The organism is Streptomyces sp. BF23-19 (genome assembly GCF_041106355.1).
GTDB classification, from domain to species: domain Bacteria; phylum Actinomycetota; class Actinomycetes; order Streptomycetales; family Streptomycetaceae; genus Streptomyces; species Streptomyces virginiae_A.
In genome coordinates this window covers 1-16,675 of record NZ_JBGBPT010000134.1, presented here as the reverse complement: position 1 = coordinate 16,675, position 16,675 = coordinate 1, and the positions used below count along the sequence as shown (strand labels likewise).

Genomic DNA, 16,675 nt, shown 5'->3' with positions numbered 1-16,675 from the left:
GGGGGTGGGGCGGTGTGGCGTGGTGGTGGGGTGTGGCGTGCGGCGGTGGCCGCAGTGGCCGCAGTGGCGCGGTGGCGCGGTGGCGCGGTGGCGTGGTGGCGTGGTGGCGGTGCGGTGCGGTGTGGGGGTGTCGGGGTGGGGTGCGGGGTCGTTGGTGGGGGTGATGCCCGGTGTCGGCGCGCCTGTCGGGCGACATGGATATGTCAGCGGTCGGCGACACGTGAGGTGTCAGTGACTCTGGATTGCCGGGCGGTCTGGTCTCATCTCTGGCGAGCGAATCGGTCGAGGGCCTTGAGTACATGTGCGCGGGTCGTGTCGCTGCCCAAGTGGCCTGCGTTGCCGACGACGGTCAGCTCGGCATCGGGCCAGGCGCGGGCGAGTTCCCATGCGGTATCGAGCGGGCCGGCCAGGTCGAGCCTGCCGTGGACCAGTACGCCCGGGATGCCTGCCAGGCGGTGCGCATCGCGCAGGAGTGCGCCTTCCTCCAGCCAGGCGCCGTGGGAGAAGTAGTGCGAGCAGATGCGGACCAGGGCCAGTTGTGCGGCTGGCGGGCGGTCGCCGTACGGGTTGGAGGCGCCGTTCGTTTCCCCGGACAGGACGGCGTCTTCCCAGGCGCACCAGTCGGCCGTGGCCTTCTCGCGGACCGCGGGGTCCGGATGTTCCATCAGGTGTGCGTAGGCCGCGACGATGTCACCGTCCCGTGGTGTGCCGCCGGCGCCTTCGAGGAAGCGGTCCCACTGCTCGGGGAAGAACCGGCCCGCTCCGCGGTAGAGCCAGTCGATCTCGGAGCGCCGGGTGGTGGTGACGGCGGCGATGACGATCTGCGACACCCGCTCCGGGTAGGTCTCGGCGTAGGCCAGGATCAGCGTGGAGCCCCACGAGCCTCCGTAGAGCAGCCAGCGGTCGATACCCAGGTGATTCCGAAGCCGCTCCATGTCGGCGATCAGGTGCCGGGTGGTGTTGTGGCGCATGTCGGTCGTGGGTTCGCTTGCGTGGGGGGTGCTGCGGCCACAGCCGCGCTGGTCGAACAGGACGAGTCGGTAGCGGTCCGGGTCGAAGTACTGGCGTGCCCCTGTTCCGCATCCTGATCCCGGTCCTCCGTGGACGACGAGGGCGGGCTTGCCGTCCGGGTTTCCGCAGACCTCCCAGTACACGAGGTTGCCGTCGCCGACGTCGAGCATCCCCTTCTCGTACGGCTCGACCGGCGGGTACAGCTCGTCCATCTTCCAGACCTCCTGGCAACGAAACGCAACATGATCAAGGCCTTGTAGTAGACAACATGGCTGAGGTGACACCGTCGGCGACTGCGGCACCTGCCCGATCGGCGGGTTGGGTTCTCGGCTGGTCACCGACGATTTTTGTCGGGCGGCTCGACGCGGTGGTCGGTGATCCGTGGCGCGTCTGTGGTGGCTGCGGCTTCGTCGTACGCGGCGAGGGTGCGGTAGAGGGTGGAGCGGCCGATGCCGAGGTGCTTGGCGATGGCGGTGACGGACTCTTCGGCGTCGCGGCGGCGGAGGGCGACGGCGAGCATGTCGCCGTCGATGGCGGGCGGGCGGCCGCCGTGGTTGCCGTTGGCTGCGGCGGTGTCCAGGCCGATCAGGGTCCGTTCGTGGATGAACTCCCGCTCGACCTCGGCCATCGCGGCGAAGACAACGAACAGCACCTTGCCTGCGCCCTGCGGGTCGTAGACGCCGGACAGGGGGCCGCCGAGGATCTCCAGGCGGTGGTCGCGCTCGGCGAGGTCCTGCGCGGAGGTGATCAGCTCGATCATGTTGCGGCCGAGCCGGTCGAGCATGGTGACGGTGAGGGTGTCGGCCGGGCGGAGGTCGGCGAGGGCGGTGTTGTACTCGGGGCGGATCTTCTCGCGGGTGCCGATCTTCTCGACGTAGATTCGGACGCAGCCAGCCTCCTTGAGGAGGCGGACCTGTCCGGCGAGGTCCTGGCCCTTGCTGGAGACGCGGGCGTAGCCGATGCGGTCGCCGGAGCGTGCGAGCGCGGCGCCGATGCCGAGGTCGGGTTCGGGTCCGGGCTGCCACGGCTGGCCCGGACCGCGGGCGGCGGGGATGCGGATCGCGGGCCCGGATTTCAGTGCGGGGATCTTGCCGTAGCGGCCGGTGTGGTAGTCGACGGCGACGACACCGGAGTTCGCCCGACAGGCGGATCCGGGCGGCGCCCCGCACCGCGGGCACGGTTCGCGCTCGACGAGCTCGGCGCGGGCGATCTCGTCCAGGTCGACGTCCACGTGTTCCACTCCCGCCCGGCCGCTCGAAGCGGCCCGTCCCGAAAACGCATCCCGCTTCGCCGCGGCCGCCCGGAGTTCCGGGACGCCTTTCGGGACTGGTTCCCGTCGCCGGGCGCCGTCTCGGGCGACCGTCCCGGAAACGACCGATTCCGGGACGGCGGACACCCTGCCTGCTCTAGCCGCTGGAGCGCGGCGCCTGCAACCGGTTCGGGGTGGGTTCAGCAGTTCGAGCGGAGACAGTGTCGCAGGGGTGCCGGGGCGGCGACATCCCACTGACACTTCGGACCGTGGCGAAGATCGCGGCGGAGGTGCGGCGTACGGCGGTGGCCCGGCTGGAAGAGCTGCGGGCCGACGGGGTGCTGACGGCCGGGCATGTGCGGACCGTCGCGCAGAGCACCGGGGTGAGCGAGCGCACCGTGTGGCGGTGGCTGTCCTCTCCGGCCGCCCGTCCCGTACGGCAGTCGCGACCGCGCTACCTGCTGAGTGAGACCGACCGCGAGGCGTTCGCGTTCTACCGGGGCAACATCGCCGCCCTGCACCGGGCGCGGACGGCCGTGCTCGCGGGGGACGGCACGACGGCCGGGGCGCCGGTGCCTTCCTTCCTCTCCGAGGGGTGGGCCGGCGGCCGCCCGGTGACGCTGCGGACGTTGCAGCGGGCGTTCGGCCAGGAGCTGACCCCGGCCGAGCAGGCAGCGTGGCGGATCGGCGAGTCCGGCCGCCGGGCGGCCGCGGTGTACCTGAAGCGCCCGGACGCGCTGCGTGGCCGGTGCTGGGAGATGGACCACAAGCAGCTGCCGCTCGTGGTGCTGCCGCCGAAGGGCAAGGCGATCTGCCCGTGGATGACCACGGTCGTCGACGACGGGACCCGGGCCCTGCTGGGCTGGGCCGTCGCCGTCACCCCGACGTCGGGGACGGTGTTCACCGCGATGCGCATGGCCATGCTCCACGAGCCGGAGGCCTCGCCGTTCGGCGCCGTCCCCGAGCGCGTCCGCATCGACCAGGGCCTGGAGTTCGCGGCCGATGATGTCGAGGCGGCCCTGGGCACCCTCGCCGTGGTCATGCACCGCCTTCCCCCGTTCCAGCCGCATCGCAAGGGCAAGGTGGAGCGGCTTAACCTCACCATCGAGCAGATGCTGATCTCCCAGCTCCCCGGCTTCACCGGCGGCCCCCGCGACGCAAGCGGGAAGCTGTACGGCCCGGTGAAGGATTCCGTCGCCGCCAAGCAGGCCGCCGCCAGCGGCGAGGCCGGCGGGCCGATGCGGATCGAGCGGTTCGTGGACCGCTTCGCCCTGTGGGCCCGCTGGTACAACACCGAACGCCCGCACCGGATGCTGGGCGGCCGCACGCCCCTCCAGGCGTGGATGGAGGACCCGGCGCCGCTGCGGCGGATCGGCTCCGACCGGCTGCGCCACCTCATGCTCGCCTCCACCGACCGCACGATCCAGAAGGACGGCATCAGCTTCCAGTCCCTGACCTACGTCGCCCCCGAGCTGTACGGGCGCGGCGGACAGCGGGTCCAGATCCGGTACATGCCGCACGACGACCGGCAGATCGAGGTCTACGCCGGCACCGAGCACCTGTGCACCGCCTACCCGACCGGGCAGCTCACCCCCGAACAGACCGAGGCCTTCCGCGAACACGCCCGCGCCGAGGCCAAGCGCCTTGGCGCCGAGCGACGCAAGGCCGCCAAGCGGGCCCGCCGTGAGCTCGCCCCGATGACCGGCGACGGCGCCACCCCGGCGGAGTCCCGGCTGGTGAGCGCAGCCGACGGACGAGCGCGCACCCAGCACGACCGCGACCAGGCGCTCGCCGCCAAGGCCAGCACCAGCCTGCTCGGACTGACCGACCCCACCGCAGACCCGGAGAGCTGATGCCGCGCCACTTCGTCGACCTGGACGGCGCCGCCGCCCTGCCCACCGGCCACTTCCAGATGACCACCCGCATCGTCCGCGACCTCGTCGCCAACGCGGCCACCGGCGTCGTTCACGGACCGGCCGGCACCGGCAAGACCTTCGCCGTCGAAGCCGCCCTCGAAGCCCTCGATGCCCTACCACCCACCCAGCGGCCGCAGGTGTGCGTCCTGACCTTCCCCTCCCGCCCGACCATGCGCATGATCGCCGACCAGCTGCTGCGCGAACTCACCGGCACCGAGACACCCTCCTCCCGCAACCGCTTCGACCTCACCACCAAGCTGACCGGCCTGCTCGCAACCCCGATGCGGCTGATCGTCGTGGACGAGGCGCAGCGTCTGACCGGCGACTGCATCGAACTGCTGCGCCACCTCCACGACCACCCCCGCACCCGATTCGCGCTCCTCTACGTCGGCGGCGACGGCTGCTGGGAGGTCCTCTCCAAGGAGCCGATGCTCCGCTCCCGGGTCTTCCGCCGTCTGCCCTTCCAGCCGCTCAATCCACAGAAAGTGCCGGCCCTGATGCGCCGCTACCACCCGATCTACGCCGAGGCGGACGACGCCCTGCTCCTAGACGTCGACGCCTCCTACGGGCACGGCACCATGCGCGACTGGGCCGTGTTCACCCACACCGCCGCCTCCCTGTGCACGGAGCAGAACCTGACGACCGTGGACGAGGACACCGTGCACAACGTGTACGCCCTCCTCGGCGGCGGCCTGCGTGACTGAGACCCTCCCCGGCACCGACCCGCTCTCCCTGCCGGCCCGGCCGTGGCGGACCGTCTACCTGGTCACCGACGCCTTCGACGAGGTGAACGTGACCCGGCGCCTGGCCGCCCTGGAGTCCGCCCAGTGCGTCGTCGTGCGCCCCAACCCCGTACGGTCCGCGTCCGATCTGGTGTGGGACGTCCTGACCGCCGCGGGCAAGAACCCGGCCGCAGCCCGCACCAACCGCCTGACCATCGACAGCGCATGGGCGGCCGCCGCCGCATGGCTGGCCGCCGCACGCACCACGCACATCGTCGTCGAGCGCGGCCACCGCCTCTCCGAGAAGGAGGCCGTCCGCCTGGCCGAGCTCGCCGACACCGTCGACGCCACCCTGTGGCTGATCTGGTCCTCACCCCGCGACGCGACCAAGATGGGCAACGCCCTCGAAAGCCTCGGTCACTCCCGTCTCCACGGCCGGCGCGGCAAGCTCCCCTCGGGTGGACCCAACCGGCCCCTGCGCGTGATCTACCTGGACGACTTCTACCGGCTGCTGCCCCTGCCCGACCCGGCTACCAGCCTGGCGCCGAACCCCGACGAGGACCCCGACCCCGACGACGACTGGCCGGCCCTGCCCGACGCGGACTTCCCGCTCTTCCTCGCCGTCTGCCGCCGACGCCTCGCCGCCGACACCTTCGACCAGCTCAACCACGTGTACCGCTCCGAGGCCCAGCGCACCGACCAGTTCGTCCGCCGTCACCCCCACGACCTCGCCGCCCCCCGATCCGGTGACTTCGCCCGCGGCCTCAACGCCTACCTCCGCGACGAACGGATCGGCCCCGCCACCAGCCCCCGGCTCGCGCTCATCCGCCTCCGCGCCATCCAAGCCGCCCTCCTCAGCCGCGGCGTCCTCCTGCGCTGGCAGCCCGCCAGCCTCGGCCCGGCCCCGGCCGACCGCCTGCCGACCTGGCTCACCCCCACCATCTGCCGGGCCCTGCGCGCAACCGTCGCCACCGACGCGGCGGCCGCCACCGTCCTGGCCCTGCACCTGTCGGCTGCGCCCGACCGGTTCTCCCACGTGCTGTGCCGCAACGTCGACGAGGACGGCCACTACCTGTACCTGTCGACGTTCGGCGACAACGCCGTCTACCTGCGTACCGACTGGGCCGCCGAGATCGACCGCCGCGAGGACGACGAGTGCCCCAGCTACGGACACACCACCGGCAAGACACCCCTGCCCCCGTACGCCGCTGAGATCATCGCCGCCCAGCTCGCCCACCGCCGCGCGGAAGGCTCCGGCACCCGCGGCCACCTCTTCGTCAACTACCAGGACCCCGCGCTCCCCGCCTCCGAACGCACCCTGACCGAGCTCATCCTGCGGACCTGCCGCCGGATCGGCGTCCACCCCCACTGGCTCCACCGCGGCGCGTGCCGTGAGGACGGACAGATCGGCGCTGGCCCCACCTCCCACACCGACTGGATGACCGCACGCCGTCTCACCGTCAGCGTTCTCGACGACCAGGGAGGCGACCTGTGAACCGCTGGTACCAGGCACCGCCCCGCAGGCGGCAGCCCCGCGGCTGGGGCACCGAAATCCGCCGTCGCCTCCACAGCGCGGGCATGACCAGCTGGGAACTCGCCGACCTCCTCGGCGTCCACGAGAACGACATCCGGCTCGACGCCCTGCCCAACCAGCCCCTGCACGTCGTCCTCGAACTCGCCCGGTGCCTGGACCTCCACCCTGCCGACCTCACCCCGTTCGCCGAAGAGGTCTACCGCCTGCCCCGCCACCACCAGATCCAGCAGCCCCACGACCCCGGCACCGAAGCCGACGCGACCGCCGTCCTCAACGCCCTCGCGCACGCCGGCCGCCCGCTCACCGCCGACTACCTCGCCGAGTCCCTGCACTGGGACATCGACCGCACGATCGAGGCCCTCGACCACGCCTGGGCAGCCCCCGGCCTCGGAGGCCCGTACGCCCTCCGTCGGGTCGCCCCCGCCCACTTCACCCTCGCCCCGCGCATGGACGTCCTCACCGACGAGCAGATGAACGCGATCCACCCCGGCAACCACACGGCGACGTGGCGCAACCCCAACGGCACACACCGTCGGCCTCTCCAGCGCGACGTCCTCAGCGACCTCGACGCCACCGTCCTCTACCAGGCCTGGCACGACGGTTCTGTGACCGCCGACGAGGACGGGCCCTGGGCTCATGCCGTCGCCGGACTCATCGACGCCGGACTCCTCACCGTCACCACCGACGGTGCCACCGTTCTGGCCGACGACGTCCAGTACAGCCTCCGCGCCATCGACACTGACGACGTCAATCCCTACTGACACCCGTCATGTCGCCGACCACTGACACTTCCTGTCGTCGGCCACTGACATTCGTCTGTCGTCCGACAGCGCCTGGTTTCCCGGCTTGCGGGCGCACGGTCCTGCAACCATTTTTCAGGCATTAGAAATTGGCAGCCAGTTAGTACGTAATGGGGGCAGTAAGCCCCCGGGGCGCCGGAAAGCCGGTAGCGGCTGGCACGGAATTGTGAGGGGCCTTGGGTGGCAGTCGGCGCGGACGGGAATATGGGTGGGCGGCGTCGTGAACGCCAGGCCGGTGAACCACGGAAGAAGCGCTTCTACGTGTCCTTCAGCGACACCGAACTGGCCGTCGTGCGAACCGCCGCAGAACGCGAGGGGATGGCGTCGGCGGCCTGGGCGGGGCGCCAGGTGATGGCGGTCGCGCAACACGTGCTGGTGCCGGTCTCCCGGGACGCCGGGGACGTACTGCGGGAGCTGGTCCAGGCCCGGGTCCACCTGCGGGAGACCGTCGCCGCGCTCCGTGCCGTGGCCGCCACCGGACCGCCCGGGGCCGGCTTTCCGGAGTCGGCCGCGACCGTGGTGGAGGACACGCTGAAAGCGGTGGCCCGCCTCGACGCGGCGACGGTCGCGGTGATGCGGGAGAGGCGCCCACGGTCGTGATGCCGAAGAAGGCAGAGACGGGTTCGACGACGATCGACCTCCTGGACTACCTCTTCGGTCCGGGCGAACGCGACGAGCACGTCGACCCCCACCTCGTCGCGGGCTGGGACCCGGACCTCCCGTGCCCCGCCCGCACCCCGGCCCGCATGACGCTCGCCGACCTGGCGCTCCTCCTCGACGCCCCCGTCGAAGCGCTGCGCGGACCGAAGCCGGAAGACCACGTGTGGCACATCTCGGTCCGCAATCACGCCGACGACCGGCTGCTGTCGGACGCGGAATGGAGCGAGGTCGCCGCCGCCATGGTGCACGCCGCGGGCATCGCGGAGCACGGCGACGAGCAGGCCTGCCGGTGGATCGCCGTACGGCACGCGGACGACCACATCCACATCCTGGCGACCCTCGCCCGCCAGGACGGCCGGCACCCCCGCGTACGCGGCGACATCCTCAACATGCACGCCGCCGCCCGCGTCTTCGAAGCCCGCTGGGGCCTCACCCCGATGTCACCTCTGGACCGCACCGCGCGCCGCCGCCCCGTCACCGGCGAGGCCGAGAAAGCCGCCCGCCGGGGCCTGACGGAGACCGCCCGGGAGTCCCTGCAGCGCACCGTCCGCCAGGCCGCCGCCCTCGCCCACGGCGACACCGACTTCCTCGACCGGCTCCGCGACGCCGGGCTGCGCGTGCGCGAACGCCTGGGCAACGACGGCGCACTGGTGGGGTACTCGGTCGCGCTGCCCGGGGACCGGGCCGACGGCGGCAGCCGGCCCGTCTGGTTCGCCGGGTCGACGCTCGCCTACGACCTGTCCCTGCCCCGCGTCCGCGAACGCTTCACCCCGCTCGTCACCGAGGCCGACTGGGCGCTGGCCGAACACCGGATCCGCGAAGCGTCCGTACTCCTGGGCCGCGCCGGGCAGGACGAAGGCGCCGGGGATGTCGCAGCCCTCGGTGACCTCCTGGCCGTCGCCGCCGCCCACTCCCCGGCCCTCGTCCGCGACCGCGTCCAGGCAGCGGCCGACGCCTTCGAGCAGGCCGCCCGCGCCCCCGGCGCCCGCTCCCTCGAGGGCCGCGCCCGTGCCGGATGGCGCGCCTCGACCCGGGCACTGGAGAGGGCACCCCGCGCCGCACGCGGGGGCGGCGCCGCGGTCGTCCTCACGCTGCTCCTCGCGCTGGTGGAGGCGGTGGAGGCCGCCGCCGCGTGGCACCGGGCGCAGGCCTTCCGCGCACAGGCGAAAGCCGCTGCCGAAGCCGCCGTCCTGCTGCGGGAGGCAGCCGGCCTGACCGGCGCCCCGCCCCCGGGCACGAAGCCGCGCACCGGTCGAGTGGTGCGTACGCCGGGCCGTGGCCTGCCGACCGCCACACCCGTTACCGGTGTACCGGTCCGGCCGCGCCCGGATCCCGGACGGCCGGGCCCGTCCCGTACGCGCTGACCCCCAACCCGAGGGAGCTTCCTGCCGATGACGTACCCGCCCCAGCCCGAGCCGTTCTCCGAAGCGCTCGGGGAGGCCGCGCAGACGGCCGCGATGGCCTACCGGCTGATGATGACCATCACCGACGCGGTCCGCCGCGCCACCCAAAAACGCCTCACCGGCCGGGAGGAGGAACTCAGTGAGGACGCGGAGAAGATGGCCCCGGGCTGGTCGGCCGACCAGCTGCGCGGCGTCCTGGGCGACGACATCCTGGCCGAGCTGATGCAGAGCGCGGACTGGCCGGTGATGGCCCGCCAGCTCGTCGGCCTCCAGCAGGCCGGAGTCGACCTCGGCACCTTCCTGCCGCAGATGGGCCGCATGACCGCCGGAGTCCACCAGGCCGTCGTGGCCAACGCGGCCCGGACGAAGGCGGAGGGCACCGACCGGTGGGCCGACCTCCTGAAGGCGACGATGCCCGAGGGCCTGGTGCGCGACGCGATGCTCTCCTCCCCGGCCTGGCCTGACATCGCGGCCGCGATGGGCCGGCTCGACGCCCGCGGTATCGACGTCGCCCGGTTCCTCCTCGACGCGCACGCCGCCGGAGCGGGCGTCGACCAGGCCGTCGCCGCCGTCATCAACGCGGCCGCCGCGCAAGCACCCGCGCCCGCCCCGGCCACCCCGGCGCCCACCGCCGCCCCCGCTCCTGCCCCCGCTGCTCCCGGTGCTGTCGCGCAGCCGGCCCGGGACGTGCTGGCCTCGCGCATGGGCAGCTCCGGCGACCCGTGGGGCGCGCCTCCGGCGGGACGCGTACCCGCACCCGCCCCGGCTCCGGGCACTGCACCCGCACCCGCTCCGACCCCCGCCCCCGCTGCTGCGCCGGTGCGGGAGGCAGCCGACCCGTGGGCGCCACCCGCGAGTACGGACGCGAAGCGCTCCTGGGGCCCGCTGACCGAGGGCCTGGCCGTGCCCCGGGACCTGGACCTCGGCGACCGCGCGAAGGCCTTGGAGCAGCTCGACGTCAACCCGCTCGCGCACGCCACGATCGTCGGCATCGTCAAGGACGTGTTGCCCGAGACGCAGGTGGGTCTCCTGGTCGGCTCCCGCCAGTGGCCCTTCCTCGCGGCCCGCATGAACCAGATCCGCGACCAGGGCAGCACCGCACTCCTCGGCGCGCACCTGGCCCGCCTGAAGGCCGACACCTCCTGGAAGGACGGCCCCGCCTCCACCACGGTCGGGCGTCTCGTGGACGCGACCCTGTACTCCCTGACGACACCGCCCTCGGCGCCGGCCGCGCCCGCGTCTCGGGGCCGGGTCTCCCCGACGGCGGCCCGCTCCCGCTCGACCACCACGCCCGCCGCGGCGGCCCCCGGGCAGCAGGCCCCGACGGAAGCCGCGATCCCCGCCCACCGGCAACAGGCGGCACCGGCCAGGGGCGCGGGGCGTACGCGGTGACGGCGGCGGCTCCCGCACCCGGACGCCGCAGGCGGGGCGTCCGGGCGTGGACGGACCGTGTACAGGCGGCCTGGTGGGCGCTGTCGGGCCGGGACCGGATCGCTGTCGAGGGCCTGCTGCTGACCGGCCTGCTGTTCGCGGCCGCGTTGCGGGCGGGCCACCTCGCTCTGGTGCAGGCGGACTTCGTCCTGTCGGTCCTGGCCGGCACGGCAGGCGTGGCCACCTTGTACCGGGGCGCCGTGTACCGGCCGCAGCCCGTCCCACTTCCGGCCGGGCCGCTCGTGGCGCCCTCGGAGGAAGTCCAGCAGCACGCGGCCCGCGAGGCGGGCGCCGGGCCCACCGCCTGACCGGGGGGAACTGCGAAGGAGGGGAAGCGGATGGTGATGACGGGCAGGCAGCGCCGGGCCGGTGGCAGTGCGCTGGCGGGGACGGTGCTGGCCGCGACCGGCTGGTGGGCGCAGTGGTCCGGGTACGAGGTTGTGGGCGTGGCCTTGACCCTGCTGGCCGGAGCCGTGGTGCTGGGCGGTGCGTGGTGCTCCGGCGCCCTGCACCTCCCGCATGACTGTGGCGGTCTGGTCGCGGTGTCCTGGTGTGAGGAGCACGGGGAGGCGGCTGGCCGGTGGCCTGCCGGCCGCGTCATCGACCACATGCCTGGTCCATTAAGGCCTGGCTGACCACCGGCTGTAGTAGTAGCAGAAGCCGGGCGCACGAATATCGAGGGTTGAGGAGACGGGCACCTTGAACGGTTGCAGGGTGTCGTTCGGGCTGACGTTCTTTCCTCCGGCCTGGCCGTTGTAGGTCCTGGACAAAGCAGGCCGCCGTTGTTGCCATTCCGCCCACAGGAGGTCGGTGAAGCCGGCGATGACCCAGAAGAGCGGGTCGTTGGGCGCATAGTTTGTAGACAGGTCGCCGGCCTGCCCGCCGATCGCTTTGAGCACAGATGTGAAGTGCTGCTCCAGGGATGCCCTGAGGCTGTCGTAGCGGTCGGAGCGGGCGAGGACGCTTTCGATCTCCTCCGGGCTGGGCATGGAGGGAACCTTGCGTCCGCTCCGGCGCAGTTCGTGGGCATCGGGGAGGGTGCACTTCCAGTGGGCGAAGGAACCGCCGATCACGGTGCCGTCCGAGGGCCTGCCGGTGCCGCCGAAGTAGGACGCGCTCAGCAACGGTGACTGTCCAGGAGTCTGGTAGTCCTTGCTCCAGTCCCAGTAGGGCAGACCAACCGATGGGTCGACCCTGTTAAGAGCCTGCTCGAAGCGGCGCAGGCTAGTGCGGAGCCAGGGAAGGAAGGCGGGCACCCCCCGCCTTTCCACCGTGTTGTCGTGGTAGTCGGCGACCGCCCTGTCGTAGTACCTGCCGCTCACAGGACCCGGTAGTTGCTTGACGGCGTTGGCGAAGCGATCCCACTGATCGGCGTTCAGTTCGCGAACTTCCGGCCGCCTGACGATCGCAGTGCAGGACGGTCCGTCTGCCATGGCTGAAGGACAGACTCCCAGCGTGCTTCCTGCCACCAGCACTCCCAGCTTCAGCACGTCGCGCCTGTCGATGGCTCGCGTCATGGATTCCCTCACCGTTGGATGCCGGTGATCCCGGCGGTTCACACACCTAACGACGATGGCAAGAGCGCGTCGCGAAGTGATCGCGAGGCATGGTCGAGGGTGCACCGTGACAGACCGTCCGCAGGTGCAGACGGCCACTGTCTGTGACGTGGCTGTTCGCCAGGTTGAGGGGCTTTGAGCTGGACCCGATGGGGGCGAGCGTGGCGCCTACCTGCCGGGGGACGGTGTCGGTTCGCAGGCAGCCGATATGGCGCGAGTACAGGGTCGCTTCTCTGGCGGGCCGCCCTGCTTCCTACCGCGCCCAGTCCACCCCGAGCCCGGCCAGAGCCCGGAGCTGCGCGGTGTCGAGCCGGTCGCGTCGCTGCCGCTGGTTGGCGATCCATACTCCGGTGCGGTGTGTGCTGCCGTCGGGGAGCTCCTCGATGTGGGCCCGGCCGGGAATGCCCCCACCCTCGCGCTCGATGTACTGCGCCAGCGCCTCCACGCCCTTCTGGAACGCTCCGCCGCCCGCGTCCGGCCCGGGCGCCACGGCGGCCTTCGCGGGGGCCTTACGCGCCCGTACGGCCTTCTTCACGCCCAGCTTGCTGAGCCTGCGCTGCTGCTCCTCGTTGAGCTTGCTGAAGTCCCGGCGCTGGGCGGTGAGCCAGCGCCCGACGTCCTCGCCGTGCAGGGTGACCCCGGGCACGACGTCGTCGAGCCGGGCGCCGCCCGCGAGGAGCTGGGCGAGGTAGGCGTAGTGCCGCTGCCAGTCGACCGTCCACCCGTTCTCGCGGGGGTTCCAGTCCGGATCGACGGCCGCGAGCTTCTCCGCCCGCCGACCGGCGCGGTCGGGGTCCTTCCCGAGCCCGCCTGGGCGCCGGACGTTCGTCAGCCACTGCCCGAGCGCCCGGTCCAGGGCGGTCGCGTGCCGAGGGGCGGCCAGGGTCCCGTGGAGTTCGAAGTAGGCGCGCGCGGCAGCGAGGTTCTCGGCGAAGGCGGCGTCGGCGGTGTCCCACACGATCCCCAGCTCCTCCAGCTCGGCCGCCCGCTCGCCGATCATGGCCCCGGCCCGGAACGTGCGCCGCTGATCGGAGAGCCACCGCCCGAGCGGGAACGCCCCTTCGGGCTCGACGTGCTCGTACGGGACGTCGAGGTGCTCCTCACGCTGCCGGTAGCGGTAGGCGGCTTCCGCGCCCCGACGCCAGTCCTGGCGCTCGGTGTTGATGACCGTGTAGCTGATCCACTTCGCGATCAGCGCCGGATCCCGCGGGGCCGCGAACCGGAGCAGCAGCCGTGACTCCTCCTCACCCTCCTCCGGTGCCTTCCCGACCGGCAAGGATGGGTCTACGATCCTTTTCCGGTTCTCCTGTGGAATGGCCAACATCTCCACAGCCTTTTCGTCATGCGCCCGAAGTCCCGCCAAAACCCGAATGAGCGGCCGGTACGAATTCGACGAAAGCATGTCCTCAGGCTTTTCATCCTCCCGCAAAAACACGGGCACGATCAGGGTGGCCATCTTTCCTTCACCGGGCTTTTGCCGCAAAGCCCGCCCGATCGCCTGCACGATGTCCACCGCAGACCCCTTCGGATCGATCAGGGCCACACTGTCCGTCGCCCGAATATCGACCCCTTCGCCCAGAACTCGGCAATTACTGAGCACCGCCCGCCCGGCCCTGCGCCCGAAATCCGCGAGCACAGACTGCCGGTGAGCACCCTCGTGTTCCCCGCACAGCCACCCCGACCACACCCGCTCCGGATGCCGCCCCGGATCCACCGCATGCAACCGGCGGGCAACGCGGTCGAGCCCGGCCGCGAAGGCCTCCGCCTCCACAGTGCGGTGATGGAACGTGATGGTGGTCTGCAACCCGTGGGCCGCCATGGTCTCCAGGAGAGCGGTCTGCATCGCGGCGAGGCGCTCGCCGCGCAGCTGCTCCTCGTACCGCTCCTCACTATTCAGCCGTTGCGGAGTGACGACGGGGTCGGTGAGTTCCGCGACGACAATTTGATACTTCGCCAAAAGCCCCCGAGAAATAGCCGAAGCGAGCGACAACTCATAAACAACCGGCCCGAACACCCTCGGATCATCCATCGAGCAGGCGAGTTCCCTCGGCAGGCGATCCCAACGCGGCCGGTTGACGTAGACCCGGCCCTCGGCCTCCGCCTCCTCCCGCTCCCTGCGCTCCGTCTCCGCTGCGCGCCGGCGCGCCTCCTCCCGTTCCCGCTCCTGCGCCCGGGACCGCGGGGGCCGTTCCATCCAGACCCTTGGGGTGGCGGTCATGTAGAGCCGGCGCATGGCGGGGATGACGTCCTGGCGGTGGACATCGGCCCACGCCTTCCCGGCTGACCCGGACGTCCGGTGTGCCTCGTCGACGACGACCAGGTCGAAGACGTCCATCGGCAGTCCGTACAGGCCTTCGTGGGCCTCGGCGATGACCGGCAGCGACGCGTACGTGGCGTACACCGTCACCGGGCCGCGCCCGTGCCACAGCCCCAACTGCGGCGCCGACGTCGTCGTCCGCACATCGAGCTGCCACAGCTGCGGATCGTCCTCCAGCGAGCACACCGCGACAGCCGGCCCGCTGTGCCCGGCGAGCCGCCACTCCCGCACCGTCTGCGTGAGGAGATCGAGCGTCGGCAGCAGCACCAGGACCCGCCCGTGCCGGGCGAGCCGGAGCGCCGCCGCGGCGGCGATAAAGGTCTTCCCGGTCCCGCACGCCGCCACCACCGTGGCCCGCAGCCCTGCCTCCGGAATTCGTTTCCCCGGCGGAACGTCCAGCCCACGGACAATCGCCTCCACTGCTTCCTCCTGATGAGGCCGCAGCACGATGTGACCGGTCTTCTGCATTCGACGCTCCACGGAATCAAGTGGCTGTGTACCTGCTGGAGGGAGATGGCGATGTTCTCGGGATGCTACACAGTGCATCATACAGATTCACGGGCTGATGCAATCCCGCCCCGGAAGATGCGGGACACACCTCCGGCAGCGTCGTGGGGCAGGCCGCCGTAGCCGGATGTGTCGAAGGAGGGTTTTCGGGGAGGGAAGGACGGTACAGGCGCATGAGCCGATGGGAGGGGGAGTCGATGGGGTCAGCGTTAATCACCCTTGGGGCTGCTGTGGCGGGTGGCCTGGTCACACTGATTTCAGTGCTGCTGACGCAGCGGAGCGCGGAACGCCTCCGCAGGGAGGAGCATGAACGCGCAGACCGGCACCGGCTGGAGGACCGGAAGCACATTCGGGACAACCAGCTCCTTGAGGGACGTCGAGCGTCCTACGCGAAGGTGAACGCAGCAGCTCGTACGGCAAGGGACGCACTGGTCTCATGCAGGACCGAACTCCAGGAGACCGGGGGAGTCGAGCCGGGGACGCTCGCCACCCTGGACAGTGTCTGGGCAATCTACGTCTCACAGCACGCAGAAGCCCATATGACCGTGTCCGATGAGGTACTCGATGCGCTGGGGTCGGTGAACGGCTCTCTTCGACAGATGTATGGCCTGGTGCAGAGGCTGTGCAGGGGCACGCCGGACCGGGAAGCTGCCATGAGCGAGCTGGAAAGACGTAGGGGTGAGTTGTGGGACCGGTTGACCTTTCTGCGGGATGAGATGCGCAGAGACCTCGGCATCACCTCCAGCACACGTCGGCCCGACCCGCTGCAAGACCCCGGCCGGCTCCCCACCCAGAATCTCAATCAGAGCCTGCCGCCCCATTGAGTCGCTGGAAGATCGAGAAGAACTCGTCGGTCTCGATCAGTCCGGCGATCACGTGGGTCATGTTGTCGATGCCGGGATCCCGGACGATCAGGCCGTCCGAAACCCAGAAGTAGCGGCCACCGAGAGCCTCGTCGCTTCCTGCCCAGGACTCCATCAAACGTTCGACTTCCGCGAGCGTGAAGACAGTCGCGCTCCACCGTGAGCCGTCCTTGAGGTCCACGAAGACATCGACGTTGCACACCGAGTCCAACTCCTCGTCCGCGCTGGGCAGGAACGAGGCCTCGAATACGTCTGTGCGAACCCGGTACCAGGGCTCGTCCCAGCCTTGTTCCACTGGTCCGGCCGACCTGCTCTGTCTCATCGTGCGAGTGTCCCTGGACTGCGTGTCGATCTCAACAGGAATCCGCCACGCCCGCCCGGGGCGGCAGACCAACGAACGTAACCAGGGGGACGTTCATCCGTGCACGGTTGGGGAGCTCAGGTCGTACGCCGCACAGCCGCCCCAGGCACCCTCGACTGCTGCCAGCCGGCCCGCGGCAGCGGGCCTAATCTTGGAGGCGGAGCCGGAAGGATTTGAAGGGGTGGGAGCGTCAGCGGACAGCCCTTCGATGTTCGCGCTTGCGCGGACATCTGGTGGTGCGTCAGCGCCACCAGCCCGGCGCTTGCGCCGGGCCTTTCCCTTGACGTCCGCTTGCGGACGTCAAGTCCCGCGCTCGCGCGGGAATCTGGCGAAGCGTCAGCGAAG

General features: G+C 71.3%; 14 protein-coding genes. 9 read left to right on the top strand and 5 right to left on the bottom strand.

All coding sequences use genetic code 11. The annotated features are described in order from the left end of the window. Positions 1 to 260: 260 nt before the first annotated feature. Both pip and AB8A24_RS41060 read right to left on the bottom strand, forming a co-directional pair. The gene (gene pip, locus AB8A24_RS41065; RefSeq protein ID WP_369479052.1) at positions 261 to 1,223 is read right to left on the bottom strand and encodes a prolyl aminopeptidase; all 963 of its coding nucleotides are present in this window, start codon (positions 1,221 to 1,223) and stop codon (positions 261 to 263) included. Between the two features lie 122 nt (positions 1,224 to 1,345). Further along, positions 1,346 to 2,242 (bottom strand): recombinase family protein, encoded by an 897-nt coding sequence (locus AB8A24_RS41060; RefSeq protein ID WP_369479051.1) that lies wholly within the window; start codon positions 2,240 to 2,242, stop codon positions 1,346 to 1,348. A 287-nt stretch (positions 2,243 to 2,529) separates the two neighbouring features. Between AB8A24_RS41060 and AB8A24_RS41055 the strand changes: the two genes are divergently transcribed. The 8 genes from AB8A24_RS41055 to AB8A24_RS41020 all read left to right on the top strand — a co-directional run bounded on the left by AB8A24_RS41055 (position 2,530) and on the right by AB8A24_RS41020 (position 11,034). Next, on the top strand, positions 2,530 to 4,113 hold the full coding sequence (locus AB8A24_RS41055) for a Mu transposase C-terminal domain-containing protein (protein ID WP_369479050.1): 1,584 nt from the start codon (positions 2,530 to 2,532) through the stop codon (positions 4,111 to 4,113). Next, on the top strand, positions 4,113 to 4,880 hold the full coding sequence (locus tag AB8A24_RS41050) for an ATP-binding protein (protein ID WP_331718490.1): 768 nt from the start codon (positions 4,113 to 4,115) through the stop codon (positions 4,878 to 4,880). Before AB8A24_RS41055 ends, AB8A24_RS41050 begins: the two co-directional genes overlap by 1 nt. Continuing rightward, entirely contained in the window at positions 4,873 to 6,393 is a 1,521-nt protein-coding gene (locus AB8A24_RS41045) for a hypothetical protein (protein WP_369479049.1), read from the top strand. The genes AB8A24_RS41050 and AB8A24_RS41045 overlap by 8 nt, the downstream gene beginning before the upstream one ends. Continuing rightward, a complete protein-coding gene (locus AB8A24_RS41040; protein ID WP_369479048.1) occupies positions 6,390 to 7,193 on the top strand; it encodes a hypothetical protein in 804 nt (267 codons plus the stop codon). The genes AB8A24_RS41045 and AB8A24_RS41040 overlap by 4 nt, the downstream gene beginning before the upstream one ends. Positions 7,194 to 7,493: 300 nt before the next feature. After that, a complete protein-coding gene (locus tag AB8A24_RS41035) occupies positions 7,494 to 7,832 on the top strand; it encodes a hypothetical protein (RefSeq protein ID WP_369479047.1) in 339 nt (112 codons plus the stop codon). Beyond that, a complete protein-coding gene (locus AB8A24_RS41030) occupies positions 7,832 to 9,256 on the top strand; it encodes a mobilization protein (RefSeq protein WP_369479046.1) in 1,425 nt (474 codons plus the stop codon). Before AB8A24_RS41035 ends, AB8A24_RS41030 begins: the two co-directional genes overlap by 1 nt. Before the next feature lie 27 nt (positions 9,257 to 9,283). Beyond that, positions 9,284 to 10,687 carry a hypothetical protein gene (locus AB8A24_RS41025; protein WP_369479045.1) on the top strand — a complete coding sequence of 468 codons (1,404 nt, stop codon included), beginning with the start codon at positions 9,284 to 9,286 and terminating at the stop codon, positions 10,685 to 10,687. Continuing rightward, entirely contained in the window at positions 10,684 to 11,034 is a 351-nt protein-coding gene (locus AB8A24_RS41020) for a hypothetical protein (protein ID WP_369479044.1), read from the top strand. The genes AB8A24_RS41025 and AB8A24_RS41020 overlap by 4 nt, the downstream gene beginning before the upstream one ends. A 312-nt stretch (positions 11,035 to 11,346) precedes the next feature. On the opposite strand, the gene AB8A24_RS41015 is transcribed toward AB8A24_RS41020, so the two are convergent. Both AB8A24_RS41015 and AB8A24_RS41010 read right to left on the bottom strand, forming a co-directional pair. Beyond that, complete coding sequence (locus AB8A24_RS41015; RefSeq protein ID WP_369479043.1) at positions 11,347 to 12,243, bottom strand: tyrosinase family protein; 897 nt, start codon at positions 12,241 to 12,243, stop codon at positions 11,347 to 11,349. 292 nt (positions 12,244 to 12,535) lie between these two features. Then, positions 12,536 to 15,067 (bottom strand): Helicase associated domain protein, encoded by a 2,532-nt coding sequence (locus AB8A24_RS41010; RefSeq protein WP_369479042.1) that lies wholly within the window; start codon positions 15,065 to 15,067, stop codon positions 12,536 to 12,538. Between the two features lie 299 nt (positions 15,068 to 15,366). Here AB8A24_RS41010 and AB8A24_RS41005 point away from each other — a divergent pair, with 299 nt between their 5' ends. After that, positions 15,367 to 15,930, top strand: coding sequence for a hypothetical protein (locus tag AB8A24_RS41005; protein ID WP_328959538.1), 564 nt, complete (start codon positions 15,367 to 15,369; stop codon positions 15,928 to 15,930). Here AB8A24_RS41005 and AB8A24_RS41000 read toward each other — a convergent pair. Further along, positions 15,905 to 16,291, bottom strand: a complete 387-nt coding sequence (locus AB8A24_RS41000) for a hypothetical protein (protein WP_328959537.1) — start codon at positions 16,289 to 16,291, stop codon at positions 15,905 to 15,907. The two genes, AB8A24_RS41005 and AB8A24_RS41000, sit on opposite strands and share 26 nt — an antisense overlap. Positions 16,292 to 16,675: the final 384 nt, after the last annotated feature.

What these genes read in the sequence shown, in the direction of transcription:
- pip (WP_369479052.1), bottom strand. Translation starts at nt 1,223, where the DNA reads ATGGACGAGCTGTACCCGCCGGTCGAGCCGTACGAGAAGGGGATGCTC.
- AB8A24_RS41050 (WP_331718490.1), top strand. Translation starts at nt 4,113, where the DNA reads ATGCCGCGCCACTTCGTCGACCTGGACGGCGCCGCCGCCCTGCCCACC.
- AB8A24_RS41030 (WP_369479046.1), top strand. Translation starts at nt 7,832, where the DNA reads ATGCCGAAGAAGGCAGAGACGGGTTCGACGACGATCGACCTCCTGGAC.
- AB8A24_RS41025 (WP_369479045.1), top strand. Translation starts at nt 9,284, where the DNA reads ATGACGTACCCGCCCCAGCCCGAGCCGTTCTCCGAAGCGCTCGGGGAG.
- AB8A24_RS41015 (WP_369479043.1), bottom strand. Translation starts at nt 12,243, where the DNA reads ATGACGCGAGCCATCGACAGGCGCGACGTGCTGAAGCTGGGAGTGCTG.
- AB8A24_RS41010 (WP_369479042.1), bottom strand. Translation starts at nt 15,067, where the DNA reads ATGCAGAAGACCGGTCACATCGTGCTGCGGCCTCATCAGGAGGAAGCA.
- AB8A24_RS41000 (WP_328959537.1), bottom strand. Translation starts at nt 16,291, where the DNA reads ATGAGACAGAGCAGGTCGGCCGGACCAGTGGAACAAGGCTGGGACGAG.